General features: G+C 69.2%; 11 protein-coding genes. 4 read left to right on the top strand and 7 right to left on the bottom strand.

The window, feature by feature from the left end:
- Nucleotides 1-32 precede the first annotated feature (32 nt).
- Both G342_RS0104275 and G342_RS0104270 read left to right on the top strand, forming a co-directional pair.
- Entirely contained in the window at nucleotides 33-1,190 is a 1,158-nt protein-coding gene (locus tag G342_RS0104275) for a Gfo/Idh/MocA family protein (RefSeq protein WP_018181870.1), read from the top strand.
- Nucleotides 1,187-2,146, top strand: coding sequence for a DUF6492 family protein (locus G342_RS0104270; RefSeq protein WP_018181869.1), 960 nt, complete (start codon nucleotides 1,187-1,189; stop codon nucleotides 2,144-2,146). The genes G342_RS0104275 and G342_RS0104270 overlap by 4 nt, the downstream gene beginning before the upstream one ends.
- Here G342_RS0104270 and G342_RS0104265 read toward each other — a convergent pair.
- The gene (locus G342_RS0104265; RefSeq protein ID WP_018181868.1) at nucleotides 2,107-3,114 is read right to left on the bottom strand and encodes a glycosyltransferase family 2 protein; all 1,008 of its coding nucleotides are present in this window, start codon (nucleotides 3,112-3,114) and stop codon (nucleotides 2,107-2,109) included. The two genes, G342_RS0104270 and G342_RS0104265, sit on opposite strands and share 40 nt — an antisense overlap.
- Before the next feature lie 32 nt (nucleotides 3,115-3,146).
- Nucleotides 3,147-4,514 (bottom strand): O-antigen ligase family protein, encoded by a 1,368-nt coding sequence (locus G342_RS0104260; RefSeq protein WP_156830802.1) that lies wholly within the window; start codon nucleotides 4,512-4,514, stop codon nucleotides 3,147-3,149.
- A gap of 220 nt (nucleotides 4,515-4,734) precedes the next feature.
- Here G342_RS0104260 and G342_RS0104255 point away from each other — a divergent pair, with 220 nt between their 5' ends.
- Together G342_RS0104255 and G342_RS0104250 are read left to right on the top strand one after the other, a co-directional pair.
- On the top strand, nucleotides 4,735-5,664 hold the full coding sequence (locus G342_RS0104255) for a glycosyltransferase family 2 protein (RefSeq protein WP_018181866.1): 930 nt from the start codon (nucleotides 4,735-4,737) through the stop codon (nucleotides 5,662-5,664).
- Nucleotides 5,661-7,310 (top strand): glycoside hydrolase family 44 protein, encoded by a 1,650-nt coding sequence (locus G342_RS0104250; protein ID WP_018181865.1) that lies wholly within the window; start codon nucleotides 5,661-5,663, stop codon nucleotides 7,308-7,310. Before G342_RS0104255 ends, G342_RS0104250 begins: the two co-directional genes overlap by 4 nt.
- Before the next feature lie 4 nt (nucleotides 7,311-7,314).
- Here the strand turns inward: G342_RS0104250 and G342_RS0104245 are convergent, their stop codons facing one another.
- From G342_RS0104245 to G342_RS0104225, 5 genes are all read right to left on the bottom strand, one after another.
- Nucleotides 7,315-8,316, bottom strand: a complete 1,002-nt coding sequence (locus tag G342_RS0104245) for an NAD-dependent epimerase/dehydratase family protein (protein ID WP_018181864.1) — start codon at nucleotides 8,314-8,316, stop codon at nucleotides 7,315-7,317.
- Nucleotides 8,317-8,318: 2 nt separating this feature from the next.
- Nucleotides 8,319-9,788, bottom strand: coding sequence for an oligosaccharide flippase family protein (locus G342_RS0104240; RefSeq protein WP_156830799.1), 1,470 nt, complete (start codon nucleotides 9,786-9,788; stop codon nucleotides 8,319-8,321).
- A 45-nt stretch (nucleotides 9,789-9,833) separates the two neighbouring features.
- Complete coding sequence (locus tag G342_RS0104235; RefSeq protein WP_018181862.1) at nucleotides 9,834-11,318, bottom strand: GumC family protein; 1,485 nt, start codon at nucleotides 11,316-11,318, stop codon at nucleotides 9,834-9,836.
- Between the two features lie 200 nt (nucleotides 11,319-11,518).
- Entirely contained in the window at nucleotides 11,519-12,859 is a 1,341-nt protein-coding gene (locus G342_RS0104230; protein WP_018181861.1) for an ATP-binding protein, read from the bottom strand.
- The gene (locus G342_RS0104225; RefSeq protein WP_018181860.1) at nucleotides 12,856-13,518 is read right to left on the bottom strand and encodes a response regulator transcription factor; all 663 of its coding nucleotides are present in this window, start codon (nucleotides 13,516-13,518) and stop codon (nucleotides 12,856-12,858) included. Before G342_RS0104225 ends, G342_RS0104230 begins: the two co-directional genes overlap by 4 nt.
- Nucleotides 13,519-13,576: the final 58 nt, after the last annotated feature.

The raw sequence follows: 13,576 nt of genomic DNA, 5'->3' as shown, positions 1-13,576 counted from the left end.
AGGGTCGGGAAACAGGCGGGGACCGAAGCGACATGGCGACGACGACGGGGACGGGCATCGCCATCATCGGCTGCGGCTATGTCGCCGATTCCTATCGGCACTGCCTGCCGCTGCATGAGGGCGTGCTCCGGCTGACCGGCGTCTATGACCGCGACCCGCAGCGCGTCGCGGCATTCAGGGCGACCTGGGGCGACCATGGCTATGCGTCGCTGGACGAGGTGCTGGCCGATAAATCCTGCACCATCCTGCTCAATCTGACCGATCCGGAGAACCACGCCGCCGTCACCCAGGCGGCGATCGCCGCCGGCAAGCATGTCTATTCGGAAAAGCCGCTCGCCATGACGGCGGCCGAAGCGGGCGCGTTGCGCGACCAGGCGCGCGCCGCCGGTGTGCGGCTCGCCTCCGCCCCGTGCAACATGCTCGGCGAAAGCATGCAGACCGCCTGGGCGGCGGTCCGCGCCGGCACGATCGGCAAGGTGCTGCTCGCCTATGCCGAACTCGACGACGGCATGATCCATCGCACCAACTATGACAGCTGGCGCAGCCGCAGCGGCAAGCCATGGCCGGGTCGCGGCGAGTTCGAGACCGGCTGCACCTATGAGCACGCCGGCTATGCGCTGACCCTGTTCGCCGCCATGTTCGGCCCGGCGATGCGGGTAACCTCCTTCGCTGCTTTGCTGGTCCCCGACAAGGGCACCTCGCCGCCCCTCGCCCATCCGGCGCCGGATTTCTCCGTCGGCTGCATCGAGTTCGAGAGCGGGGTCGTCGCGCGGCTGACCAATTCGATCGTCGCCCCCTATGACCACCGCATGCGGATCATCGGCGAGACCGGCACGCTCCAGATCAAGGAGCCGTGGGATTATGCCTCGCCGGTCGTCCTGCGCCGGCCCGGCGAAGGCCGGATCACCCGCGTGATCGAGCGCCATCTCGGCGCCTTCGGCAAGAAGCTGCCGATGGCGCGGCCGGTTCCGTTCAAGGGCGGGCGCGGCAAGCCGACGATGGATTTCATGCGCGGCCCGGCCGAGCTCGCCACCGCCATCCGCGACAACCGCCCCTCGCGCCTCGACGAGGATTTCGCCGTGCATGTGACCGAAGTGACGGAAATGCTGCAATATCCCGAGCGCTTCGAGCGCCCGGCCCGCGTGCAGTCGCGCTTCGCGCCGATCGAACCGATGGAGTGGGCACGATGAGCCTGCCGGAACCGCAAGCCAACCTGATCACCTGCTCGTTCCGGGGCGATCTCGACGTCTGTCGCATGCTCTGCGAGAGCGTTGACCGTTTCGTGCCCGAGACGATCCCGCACAGCCTCTACGTGCCGCGCGCCGACATCCCGCTCTTCGCCGATCTCGCCTCCGATCGCCGCACGATCGGCGCGCAGGAAGACCTGCTCCCGCGTTGGTTCGTCAAGCTGCCGCTGCCGAGCCCGGAATGGCGACGCCGGCTGCATCTTCCGCGCCGCAACATGTATGTCACGCCCTACAGCCCGCTGGTGCGCGGCTGGATCGCCCAGCAGATCATGAAGATCGCCGCGACGGCGTGCGCTTCGGCCGAAATCACGGTACATGTCGACAGCGACAACAACTTCATCCGCCCGCTGAGGCTCGAACACCTCGCCCGCGACGGCCAGGTGCGGATCTACCGCAATCCCGAGATGGTGGATCTGGAAACGCATCGCGTCTGGCAGGAGGCGGCCGGCCGGCTGCTCGGCTTGCCATCGAGCCGCTACTATGGCGCCGAGTACATCGACCAGCTCGTCGTCTGGCGGCGCTCGGTGATCCAGCGCATGATCGCGCGCATCGCGCAGGTCTCGGGTCGCGATTGGCGCGTCGCGCTCGCCCGCACGCCGCATTTCGCCGAATACGTGCTCTACGGCGTCTTCGCCGATCAGGTGCTGGGGCTGGAGGAAGCCGGGCTGGTGGCGGAGCCCTTCTCGCTCAGCCATGCGCGCTGGGGCGACGAGTTCGACGGGGCCGAGGGCGTGCAGGCCTTCATCGACGCGCTGCGCCCCGAGCATGTCGCAACCCTGATCCAGTCGACCATGAGCACGAGCATGGCGGAGCGGCAGGCGATCTTCGAGAAGATCGCCGCGCGCGCCGCCGTCCAGGATCAGGAAGCCGGCCGCTGGACCCCGTCCGCCTCGCGATAGACCGGATAGAGCCGGCCAAGCGAGAGCTTGCCGCGCACGCCGGCCCAGCGGAAGCCGAAATCGGTGAGCGCGGCGCCACCCTGCAGGCGGACGGCAGGATAGCGCAGCGCCAAGAGGCCGAGTTGCACCAGCGCCTTAGCGCGCAACCACCAGCGCGCCAGCACCGGCTGGCCGCTACTGCCGGCGACCGCCTCGGCATAGGCTTGGCCACCCGCGAAGAAGCGCCGGCGCAAATAGCCGGGATCGCAGCGCGACGCCGGCACCCACTCGGAGACCCGCGCCTCCGGCAGCCAGGCGAAGCGGCAACCACGCACCTGCAGGCGGCAGAAAAGGTCGAGATCCTCGCCACCGGCATTGCCGAAATGCGGGTTGAACGGCGCGTCGTCGGTGAGCGTGGTGGCACGGCGCAGGACCGAATTCGAGGTCGCGACCGTCAGCACGCGATCCTTGCGGGCGCCGAGCGCGGCGACTTCCCGCCCCGACTGCGCATCGATAAAGCGCGAGAACAGCTGACGGATCGCCGGCGTCACCCGTTCGGGCGTCTCGAAAACGGGATCGACGCGACCGAAGAAGACGTCGTGCGGATGAGCGCGCAACCCCGCGACCACGGCCTCGAACCAGTCCGGCGCCAGTTCCTCGTCGTCGTCGACGAAGGCGACGATGGGCGCGTCGCTGGCACGGATGCCGGCGTTGCGGGCTACCGAGATGTTGGCGGGATGGGCCTCGACATAGCGGATCTCGAACGGGCTCTCCGCCTGCGCCGCCACCACCCCAGCGGCGGAGCCCTCGTCGCTGTTGTCGGCGACGACGACGGAAAGCCGCGCTCCCGGCGGGATAGTCTGCGCGCGGATGCTGGCAAGGGTCTTGGCCAGCAGCTTCTCCCGCCGGAAGGTGCAGATGACGATCACCACATCGATCGCATCGCTGCCATCCGGCGCCGTGTTCGCGCCCCGTAGTTCCGTGTTCAAGACTGCCCGCCCCCTGTCATGCCCCGGCATTCCTAGCCGAACGAGCGCGTCGCGGCCACCTCGGCCGGTCCGCGATCCGGCCGGCCCAGCGACCGGCTGCGCGACAGCACGAAAAGAAAGAGCACGGCGACGTTCGACAGCACGGCGCCGCGCATGAACAGCGACGCCTCGGTGAGATTGTGGAAGAGATAGACGAGCAGGAACATCGTCATGAAGCCGATAGCGGCGCGCGCCGGCCGCGTCAGCGCCGTCGAGACCGATTGCGCCACGCCCGAGACGGCGCCGGCCATGACGATCAGCGTGGCGAAGATGGTCGCCGGCAGGCCGATATGCAGCCAGAGTTCCAGATAGCCGTTATGGGCCTGGTTGATCGTGCCGATCTCGACATCGCCGAGCCAGGTGCCCGGCTCCAGTCGCTGCAACGGATCGGCGGCGAGACCGACATCCCAGAACGCGCCGTAACCGTGGCCGAGCCAGAAGCGCTCCTGCGCCGAGCGGAGCGCGAAGGCCCAGAGTTCGTCGCGGCCGGTGAAGGAGGCGTCGCCGAGCGTCGCGGTCAGCAGCGCGTTCAGCTCGAAATCATAGGCGGCGAACATGAGCAGCAACGCCGCGAGACCGGCGAAACCGAAGCCGATCACCAGGAGCACGAAGCGCGGCCCGAGCCGTTCGGCCAGCGCCATGCCGGCGATCACGACGAGTGCGACCCCGGTGAGGCCGATCGACGTCTTGCTTTTGGTCAGGACGAGAAAGAGCAGTGTCGGCAGCAGCATGAGCAGGGCCAGGACAACCGGTCGCGCGCCGCGCGCGCCGAGCATCCAGGTGGCGCCGCAGACGACGGTGATCATCGCGACGAGACCGGCGACATTCTTCTGGGTGTAGAGACCGCGCACGCCGATATCGGTGATGGCGATGCCGGGCCAGAGGGCCGTGCCGACGAGATTGATCAGGATCACGCCCGTCAGGCCGAAGAACCACCAGGTGTGAAAGCGCCGGAGATCCTGCAGGCCGGCGGCGATGCCGGCGGCGATCGTCGTCAGGAACGCCAACAGCAGCGCCCGCCGGAGCGTCAGACCCGGATAGTCCGACCAGAACATGCTGAGAAAGCAGAAGCCGGTCAGCGCCACCAGCGGCAGGTTGACCAGGAACAGCCTCAGCGCGACGCGGTAGTGCAGGACGATCGAAACGAGCGCCAGCAGCACCAGACCCAGCGCGGCGAAACGATCGAGCGGATTGCCCTCCAGCCGTTCCGCGACCGAGGCATCGGAGAATGGCCGCGTGCCGACGAAGGTGTAGGCCATGAAGCCGGCCAGCAGCACGCCATGCAGGCCGGCGGCGCCCAGAGCGACGACACGGGCTTCGGCCGATGCGCGCAAGCTCACGGGCATCGGGGCATCGCTCATGTTCATGGGCTCCGAAGCGACAATTTCGACTAGCGGCCGGATCGGCACCCCGACGGTCGCGCCGCCCCTGCGGCAGGCGCGACACGATGTGCGCAGCCGGCCGCAGCGGCTTGCCTTCCTAGCATAGATTCGTAGAATCAACGGGCAAGCAATAGCAATCGTCCAATGGTCCGCGTCCAGCGTCCCTGGCGGTGTTGCCCATTTACAGGAGACGTTTCTGGTGGGCAGCGTTTCCATCGTCATCCCGACCCTGAACCGGCCGAAGGCCCTGAAACGCGCCATCGCCAGCGCCCGTGCACAGACGGATCTGGACGATCTCGAGATCGAGATCCTGATCATCGACAATTCGTGCGACGGCAATGCCCGCGCCGGGGTCGAGGCGATCGCGGCGAACGACGGGCCTGTCGTCCGCTATATCTCCGCCCCGGTTCCCGGCGTCGCCAATGCCCGCAATGCCGGCGTCGCGGCGGCGCAGGGCGATTGGGTCGCGTTTCTGGACGACGACGAGGAAGCCGCGCCGAACTGGCTCGCCAGCCATGTCGCGACCGCGCGACGGAGCGGCGCCGCGGCGGTGTTCGGACCGGTGGGCGCCGAGGCGGAAGACGACAAGCCGATCGGACCGCTCGCGCCGTATTTTTCGCGCTGGCTCGATCTGCCGGACGGCGCCGACATCACCGCGCGCGCCGCCTATCTCGGCACCAACAATTCGATGTTCAACCGCGCGGCCTGCCTCGCCCTCGAGCAGCCCTTCGACACCAGCATGAACGAGATCGGCGGCGAGGATACGCTGCTGCTGAAGCGGTTGGTCGAGGAAGGCAAGCGCTTTGCCTGGTCGGCAGGCGGCATCGTGACGGAATGGGTGCCGGAACGACGGCTGAACTGGGCCTATGTGCGCAAGCGCAAGTTCCTCTCGGGCCAGATCCGCGTCCTCACCCACTGGAAGGCGCGCCCGGTCGAATGGACGCGCATCGGCTTCTGGATGGCGGCCGGCGCGATCCAGATCGTGCTGCACGGCCTGACAGCGCTCGTCTTCACGCCGATCGATCCGATCCGCGCCGAGAAGGCGCGGGTCAAGCTCCATGGCGGGCTCGGCAAGCTGCTGTGGATGCGCAGCCGCCCTGCCCTCTACGGCTCGGGTCTCGTTTCGTGAATCGCCGCCCCACCCGCCGCGCCGTACTCGGCGCCGGCCTAGCTGCCGGCGGTCTCGCCCTCGGCGGTCTCCCCGCGATGGCGCAGTCCGGCGCAAAGTGGAGCCTGCGCGTCGCGGACGGCGGACCGGGCCGGCCGATCAGCCCGTTAATCTACGGCTCCAACGAGATCGGCACGATGGATGGCGGCGCGCCCTCCGCCGAACTCGACCGCGCCGCCGGTGTCACGGCGCGCCGGCTCGGCGGCAATCTGATGACGACCTACAATTGGGTCAACAACGCCGCCAATGCCGGCAAGGACTACCAGCACGCCAACGGCCCGTTCCTGCTCGACGCGCTGGGCCTGCCGAAGACGGAATGGACCAAGCCCGCCCTGCTGATCGAGGCGATGCACGAGGCCTCGCTGGCCATGGGCGCCAAGAGCCTCGTCACCGTGCCGCTCGCCGGTTCCGTCGCCGCCGATTTCGACGGCCCCGTACCGCCTGAGGCCGCCGCGCCCTCGCCGCGCTTCGTGCCGATCCAGTGGACAGCCGGCACGAAGGCCGGCGACCCGATCGTGCCGGCCGTCGCCGATATCCCGCAGCTGCTCGCGCGCCTGGTCGAGACCTATGGCGGCGCGGACAGCGAGCGCGGCATCTACGCCTATGCACTCGACAACGAACCGGGGCTCTGGTTCGAGACCCACCCGCGCATCGTCGCCGGCAAGCCGACGATCCGCGCCTTCCTCGAGCGCTCGCTGGCGGCCGCGCGCGCCATCAAGCGCGCCGACCCGGCCGCCCTCGTCTTTGGCCCGGTGAGCTGGGGCGCTACCGAGATGGCGAGCTTCCAGGATGCGCCGGACTGGAACGACTACCGCCATCACGGCAGCTTCGTCGCCGCCTATCTCGACGCCTTCCGCCAGGCCTCGGAGCAGGACGGCATCCGCCTGCTCGACGCGCTGGACGTGCACTGGTACCCCTACAGCAATTCCGGCGACCTGTTCCGTACCGAGAATCCGGCGCTGGCGGCGGCGCTGCTCGAGGCGCCCCGCACGCTGACCGAGCCCGGTTTCCGGGAGGAAAGCTGGGTGCCGCGCGCCCTGCCGGCATTTTCGGGCGAGGCCCAGCTCGGCCTGCCGCTGCTGCCTAGCCTCGAGGCCATCATCGCCGCGACCTTCCCAGGCACGGCGCTCGCGATCACCGAGTTCAACTATGGCGGCGCCGGCCAACTCGCCTCCGGCCTTGCGCTGGCCGACGTGCTCGGCCGGTTCGGCCGCCACGACGTCGTCTTCGCCAGCCATTGGGGCAGTCTTGAGGGCTGGCTCGGAGAGGCCTACCGGCTCTATCGCGCGGCCGACGCCGGCGGACAACGCTTCGGCGATCAATCGCTCGAGGTTACGATCGCGGGCGGCGGCGCGGACCTGGTCGCCTATGCCGCCGGCGCGACCGGCCAGACGGGCCTGCATCTCGTCGTGATCAACAAATCGGACGCCGCCGCGACGATCGATGTGAGCTTCGAGACCGGCGGCGCCCGGCCGCTCGTCGCCGCGTTCGGTTTCGATGACGCCCACCCCCAGGCGATCGGCCTCGACGCGGGCGCCCGCCAGGTCGATAACGGCTGGCAGATAGACCTGCCCGCGCGCTCGGCGCGTCGTTTCGCTTTCGCCTGAGGCGTCAGCGCGTCGGCTTGAAAGTGGTGCGGGCAAGGCCTTCCGCCAGACCGGTGCGCGGCGCCAGCCCGCGCGCGCGGATCGCCGTCGTGTCGTAGCGCACGTCCCGCGCGAAGATCGCCATCTCGGGTCGGGTCGGCGCCAGCGCGGCGCGACGGAACAGCGGCAGCCGCAGCTTGCGCGCGACCTTGCCCGGCACGGCGAGTGCCTGGCGGAGCGACAGCCTCACACCGCCGAGCGGCCGCAACGGCACGCCAATCCGCTTCGCCAGGGCCGCGAAATAGTCGTTCCAGCTCGGCGTTTCCGGGCCGACCACATTGAGCGCCGTTACCGGCGGCCATTCGGACGGCACCAGCGCCAGCCAGCGCGCGGCGGTCGCCACCAGTTCGCCGATGTCATCGACATGCACCAGCGCCGCCGGGCCGGCGCCGGACGGGCCGAAATGGCCCCAGGCGCGAGCCCGGATTCGCTCGGCCAGCTTGTCCGTCCAGAACACGCTGCCGGTGCCATAGACGATGCCCGGCCGCAGGATCAGAACCCGGCGCTCCGGCGCGGCCGGATCCTGCGCCCAGGCGCGCACGAAGGCCTCGCAGGCGATCTTGGCGTCACCATAGCCGCCCGGCGCGCCAGCCGCCGGCATCGTCTCGTCGACCACGCCCGTCCGCTCGCCATAAACGGCGATCGAGCTGAAATAGATCAGGCAGGGCACCTTGGCCGCGCTCATCGCCGCGAGCAGGACGCGGCATTCGGCGACCATCGAGGCCGAATCGCCATAGGCCGCATGGACGACGACGCTGGTGCCGGCGACGGCGGCGCGCGTCGCGGCCGGATCGGCCAGGTCGCAGCGCATGGCGACGGCGCCCTCCGGCAGCGGGGCGGCGTTCCGACGCGTTCCGGCCCGTACCGCGAAGCCGGCCGCTGCCAGGTCGCGCGTCACCACCTGACCGATGAAACCGGCGGCACCGGTGACGAGGACAGCGCGATCGCGCGGAGACGAGGCGGACATGGTCAGGATTCCAGCTTGATGGTTCCGGTCCGCCGGCCGGGACGCACGACGGCCAGCAGGTTGCGCAGAGCGGGCCGGGCGAAGACAGCGAGCAGCCCGGCATAGACGGCGACGCCGAGCGCCACCGACAGCAGGAGCGCCAGCGGACGGTTGATGCCGGCAAGCCCGTACCCGGCGCCGGCGACGACCAGACCCATGGCGCCGGAGAGGAACCATGCCGGCAGCAGGGAGCCGAGGCGCTCGAAGCGCGACCAGGCGAGATGGCGCGACTGCAAGCTGATGGCGAAGCCGGCCTGGACGCTGTCGCCGACGAAGCGAGATACGCCGACGCTGATCGGCCCGAGCGGGCTCGCGGCGACGAGGATGACGAGCGTGGAGCCGAAGCTCGCCAAAGCGCCGATCAGGCTGAATTCCGGCCGGGCGCTGGCGGAGAGCGCCGTATAGACCAGCCGCGCCGGCAGCACGATCGCCGCGCCGGCAGCGAGGCAGATGGCGATGTTGATCGCGCCGTCCCAGCCGGGACCGGCGACGATCGGCAGCAGGATCGGGGTCACGGCAGCAAGGCCGGCGAAGAGCGGCGCGATGACGAAGGCGGCATTGGCGACGACGGGCTCGACCCGCTCGCGCAGGCGGACGGGATGGTCGCTCGCGCCGGCGAAATAGGAGAAGGCGAGATTGTGCGAGGTGGCGATGATGGCGCCGCGAATCGGTTCGATCAGCCGCATCGCCATGTTGACATAGCCGAGCACGGTGACGCCGTAGAGCATGCCGACGATGTTGTTGAAGGCGAGATAGGTCAGGTTGTCGGCCAGCCGGTCGAAGAAGGAGATGCGGGCGAACCGGCCGATATGGCCGAGATGCGACATCGACCAGCGCGGCAGGATCAGGAAGCCCAGCCGCCATTGCAGGATGAAGGCGCGGGCGACGACGACGAGCAGGCGCTGGGCGATCAGCGCCCAGACCCCGCCGCCGGCAAAGGCGATGGCAAGCGCCAGCGCGATGCCAATCGCATGCCCTGCGAGCGTCGCCATCGCGACATCGTTGAAGCGGTGCAGCCGGCGCGCCAGCGCCGTCGCAATGTCGGAATGGCCGCTGAAGAAGACCGACAGCATGGCGACCGGCAGCAGGGTCCGCATCTGCGGCTCGCCATAGAGATGGCCGAGCCAATAGCCGCCGGCCACCGAAAGCACGAGCAGGACGAGGCCGACCAGCCAGGACAGGGCGAGCGCGGCACCGAGATGCGACCGCCGCAGCGACCGCCTTTGCGCCAGCGCCTCCTCGAACGGAGCGCCGACACAGACCGACGCCACGGCGACGATGGTCAGTACCAGCGCGCTGATGCCGAAATCGTGCGGCGTCAGCATGCGTGACAGGATGATCGTGCTGCCGGTCAGCAGCGCCAGCCGGCCCATCGCGTCGGCGCCGGCCCAACCGATCCAGCCAAGCAGGCGCGGGGATCTCGCCGGTTTCATACCGGTGCCGCGAGGGTCGAATGGGCGATGGAGCGGATCATCGGCTCAGGATGGCAATGCCACCCCCTCGGACGCGGCACGCTCCCGCGTCGCGTGCGGGCGGGCGCCGGCCGAGGCAGCGCCGCGAGACATCGCGGCGCCGATGGACAGCATGGCCTTGAAGGTGGCGAACGCGGCGGCGAGGATCATGCCCATGACGGCGCCGAACGCGCCCCAGAGCACCAGGCCCTTGAGCCCTCGACGTTCCGGCGGCGGCTGCGCCACCGAGACGATGCGGACCGCGCCGGGATCGATGCGACCGAACTCGCCGACCTGCAGGGCACGCGTCTTGAAGGATTCCAGCAGCGTCCTGTTGGTTTCGACTTCCTGCTCCAACGCCCGCATTTCGAGCTTCGCCTGCTGCGTCTTGGCAACCTGGTCGGAGAACGTGGCGACCGAGCGCGACAGTGCCTGCTGCGTCGTCCGCGCCCGCTCCAGATCGGCCTGCGCCGCCTGCTTGATCCAGCCGAGCTCGACGTCGATGCGCCGGCCGATCTCTTCGAGGCGATCGCGGGCCTCGCTCAACGCCGGATGGCGATCGCCGAGGCGCGCCGCCAGCACCGCGATATTCTCGCGCGCCGCGTTCTGCCGTTCGATCAGCGGCGTCAGCGAACGCATGTCGTCATTGGCGCCGAGCATGCCGAGATCGCGCTGGGCGGAATCGAGCTGCGCCGCCCGCGACGTCGCCTGATCGAGCCGCAGCTGCGCCGCGCTCAGTTCGGTGACGGCCTCGGCGAGCTTCTGCTCGACGACCAGGCGGTCGCCCGTGCTGATCAGGCCGCTTTCGATACGGAAGCTGTTGGCCTTGGCCTCGGAATCGCGCAGGCGCTGGCGCAGCGTCTCCAGGCGGCCGGTCAGTTCATCGGTGAGGCGCTTGGCCGCCTCGCCGCGATTGGCTGCGTCTTCCTCGAGATAGGCCTTGACCACGGCATTGGCGAGTTCGGCCGCCAGAACCGGCGTGCGCGCCGTCGCCGTGACGTCGATGACGAAGCTGCGCTCGGCCCGCTGCACGGAGATCGCGCGCTGCAGGACGGTCAGCGCCGCGGCCTTGTTGCCGCTGACGTCGAGGCTGGGGCGCAGCGGCATCGGATCCGCTGGCGCGGTACCCTCGCCGCCGTCGCGCGGCATCAGCGCGTCCATCAGAGCCTCGTCGGCGAGGACCTTGGAGAGCACCCGCTCGGAGGTGATGATCCGCATCTGGCTCTCGACCACGCCGATCTGGCTGTTGGCGTCGAACTGGGCGACCGAGAGATCGCCCGGGAAGATCGGCAGGCCGCGCGGATCGAGCAGGAACTGCGCTGTCGCCGTATAGCGCTGCGGCATCAGCGACTTGGCGACCACGGCCAGAAGGCCGAAGACGATTCCAGCCGCCAGGATGATCCAGATCCAGCGCCGGAGCGTCTTCACCAGAATGGCGAACGCCATCGGCCAGGGACCGGCATCGCCGGATGCCCCATTGGCTTTTCCGATGTCATGCGAGACGTCGTTCATGGCCGCGCCGGCTTCCTCTTCTCAAGTGTGCGAGAGGTCCGCCAGGGACCGCCAGCCGCCTTCGCAACGCGGATCATAACCCGCTGACAAGACAGCGGTCATTCCGAGCGGGAAACCTAGCGGACTGTGGATTAACATTCAGTTCAGAGCGGTGGTAAACGCCAAATGAGCCTTCCTTGGGCTCGGCGGCCGCCGCTGGCTCAGGCCGGAATGGCGTTTCCGACCCGGCGAAGCTCTGCCCGGAAGCCACGCCCCTCGGCACGGTTTTCCAGATGCAGGCTCCAGCCGATTCGGGCCGACGCGACCTCGACGATGGCGAGGCCGAGCCCGCTGCCGACCGGGCTGCGGCTGCGGCCGCGATAGAAGCGCTGGCGCACATGCGGGAGTTCGTCCGCATCGACCCCCGGCCCCTCGTCCTCGACCACGACCCCGAAACCGTCCGGCGTGAAGCGCCAGCTGATGGTGCCGCCGGCGGGGCTGTGCTGGACCGCGTTCTCATGCAGATTGCGCAGCGCGATCGTCAGGATCTCGCGGTCGGTCGGCACCCGCCGGTCATAGAGCAGCGGATCGACGACGATCCGGCAGGCAGGCGTCGGTCCGCTGATGGCACAGATCTCGTCGATGATGTCGCCGAGGCTGACGGGCGTGACCGGCATCGTCAGGGAGCCGGCATCGAGCTTGGCCAGCACCAGCAGCTGGCGCACCAGACGCGTCGTCCGATCGACGGAGGAGAGGATCTGGCGCAGCGCGCCGTTGCGGATCTCTTCGTCGGACGCAGCCAGCGCGATCTGCGTCTGCGTCTTCAGACCGGCGAGCGGCGTCTTCAGCTCATGCGCGGCGAAGGCCGTCACCTCCCGCTCCTGCTGGCGCGCCGCCTCGACCTTGGCGAACAACGTATTGAGCGCGTCGGCGAGCGGCCGGATCTCCGCCGGCGCGTGGCCGGCGTCGATCGGGCGCATATCCTCGGCATCGCGCGCCTTCAGCGCCGTCGTGATATCGCCGAGCGGTCGCAGTCCCCGTCCGAGGCTGACCCAGATTAGCAGTCCCAGCAGTGGGGCGACCAGCAGCGTCGGCCACAGCAGGCCCTTGATCAGATCGGCGATCAGCTGGTCGCGCAGGCCGAGCCGGTCGCCGACCATGACGCGGACGCCCTTGGCGGCATCGTCGACCGTGAAGATCCGCCAGCGCTCGCCATCGACCACGCGCTCCGAGAAGCCAGGAGCCGGGCCGGCGAGCTGCTCGTCCGGCGCGCCGGAAGAGCGCGCGATCAGCCGGCCATCGAGTGACCAGATCTGACAGGAAAGCTGGCGCTCATAGCTGGACGTCTCGCCGCCCGGAATGACGACGGGCTCGGCCGGCGAGGCCGGCATATGCCCGGCAACGAGCGAATCCACCATGCGCGCCGCCTCCTGCAGACGCGTGTCCAGCACATGCTCCACCTCGGCGCGACTGACCTGATAGATCCAGGCGACGGCGGAGAGCCAGATCACCCCGGTCGCGACCAGCAGGATGAGGAAGAGGCGGCGGCGAAGCGAGATCATCCCGCATCCCTCATCCGGTAGCCGAGGCCGCGCACGGTCTCGATGGCGGTGCGGCCGATCTTGGCCCTGAGATTATGGACATGCACTTCCACCGCGTTGCTCTCGACTTCCTCGTGCCAGCCATAGAGGCGATCCTCGATCTCGCCCTTGGAGCGGATGATGCCCGGCCGCTCCATCAGCAGCGACAGCACCGCGAATTCGCGCCGCGACAGCGGGATCTCCGCCCCGTCCTGCGCGGCCGACATCGAGGCCGGATCGAGCACCAGATCGCCCGCCACCAGTAGCGGCGCCGCCCGCCCGCTGGCACGGCGCGCGATGGCACGGATCCGGGCCGCCAGCTCGTCGAGGTCGAAGGGCTTGCTCAGATAGTCGTCGGCGCCGCCATCCAGCCCGCGGATGCGATCGGAAACCTCGTCGAGCGCGGTCAAGAGCAGCACCGGGGTACGATCGCCCGCGCCGCGCATTTCCTTGAGCACCTCGAGGCCGGAGCCATCCGGCAGCATCACGTCGAGCACGACGGCGTCGAAGTCATGCGCCGCCAGGGCCGAGCGTGCGTCCCCGCAGCTGCCGACCAGATCGGCCGTGGCGCCGGCGAGCCCCAGCCCGACCTTCAGCCCGTCCGCCAGGATCGGATCATCCTCGACCACCAGAATGCGCATTGTGTCTCCTTTGCCCCGATCTTGCCTTGCCAGCTTAAGGCTGCCTTAAGGTGGAATT

This window comes from Kaistia granuli DSM 23481 (assembly GCF_000380505.1).
Taxonomy (GTDB): domain Bacteria; phylum Pseudomonadota; class Alphaproteobacteria; order Rhizobiales; family Kaistiaceae; genus Kaistia; species Kaistia granuli.
Note: the sequence above shows the minus strand (reverse complement) of the source record. Positions and strands in the feature narration are given on the sequence as shown.